Source organism: Mesorhizobium sp. M7A.F.Ca.AU.002.02.1.1 (assembly GCF_003998535.1).
In the GTDB taxonomy this organism is placed as follows: domain Bacteria; phylum Pseudomonadota; class Alphaproteobacteria; order Rhizobiales; family Rhizobiaceae; genus Mesorhizobium; species Mesorhizobium ciceri.
In genome coordinates this window covers 1-1,125 of sequence record NZ_RZPB01001239.1, presented here as the reverse complement: position 1 = coordinate 1,125, position 1,125 = coordinate 1, and the positions used below count along the sequence as shown (strand labels likewise).

1 protein-coding gene and 1 tRNA gene are annotated in these 1,125 nt (G+C 61.2%); one reads left to right on the top strand and one right to left on the bottom strand.

Features of this window, described 5'->3' with window-relative positions:
- Positions 1-120: 120 nt before the first annotated feature.
- Positions 121-618, bottom strand: a complete 498-nt coding sequence (locus EN879_RS36805; protein ID WP_027162861.1) for a prolyl-tRNA synthetase associated domain-containing protein — start codon at positions 616-618, stop codon at positions 121-123.
- A 255-nt stretch (positions 619-873) separates the two neighbouring features.
- Here EN879_RS36805 and EN879_RS36800 point away from each other — a divergent pair.
- A tRNA-Gly gene (locus EN879_RS36800) sits at positions 874-948 on the top strand.
- Positions 949-1,125 lie beyond the last annotated feature (177 nt).

Here is a 1,125-nt window from a genome sequence, read left to right as displayed (position 1 = left end):
GCGTGATCGCCACATGGATGGCTTAAAACCGATGGTCTGAAGCATAGGGCGCCTGGCCGCCGGCCGGCGGCCAGGCGCCCTATGCTTCAGACCATCGGTTTTAAGCCATCCATGTGGCGATCACGCGGAGACTTTCAAGATAGCAGCATCGTGCCCGGTTGCCTCGACGAATCTGATCAGGTCGCTCGCTGCGATCGATGTCGTCGCCTCATTGGTCAGCGGATGCCCATTGATCACCGCATGCTCCATCAAATCCTTGTCGAGCACGAGCTTGACCCTGTTTGCCGTGTCGTTGATGATGCCAAAGACCGTGACGGCGCCCGGCGTGACGCCGAGCAGCTCCATCAGCATCTCCGGTTTGCCGAAAGAAACCCGGCTGGCGGCGCCGATCACCTGGTGGATCTGCTTCAGGTCGACGACCGCGTCCTCGCCGACGGTGACCAGAAAGAAATTGTCCTTCTTGTCCTTCAGGAACAGGTTTTTCGTGTGCCCGCCGGCGATCTCGCCGCGCAGCGCCTGCGAATCGGCGACGGTATAGAGCGGTGGATGGCGCTTGGTCGAGGCAGCAATGCCCAGCTCGGCAAGAAAGGCAAAAAGTTCGGCTTCGGTCTTCGGCATCGGTTTCGTCTTCGTCCCGTTTGTGAGCCCATGCCGTTTACGGCCAATGGGGCGGCCGACACAAGGCCGTCATGCGACATCACGGTGAGCGGCACCCGCCCTTTGCGGTGGCGCCCCCGCCGCGTGCCACTCGCGCGCCCGCCGGCGGCTTGCCGGCCTCGCTTGCCGGGTCGTAAAAAAGCCTGCGATTTCCCTGTTGCAATCGCCGCGCTCTTCAGCCATATAGGCCCGGCTTGCGGCCAAGACGCCGTGCGAGCGGGTGTAGCTCAGGGGTAGAGCACAACCTTGCCAAGGTTGGGGTCGAGCGTTCGAATCGCTTCACCCGCTCCAGTTTCCTCTTAGGAAATCAAGCATCGAAAAGCCGCGGTCCGCCGCGGCTTTTTCGTTTTTGGACATTGTCGAACTGGGAGCTTGGGCCGAACTGCGCTTCGTCCATCCGCCTCTCATGTCACATAAAATTACAGCCAGGAACGCTTCCCGCCTCGCCTCGTTAGCCCTCCACCACCT

What these genes read in the sequence shown, in the direction of transcription:
- EN879_RS36805 (WP_027162861.1), bottom strand. Translation starts at nt 618, where the DNA reads ATGCCGAAGACCGAAGCCGAACTTTTTGCCTTTCTTGCCGAGCTGGGC.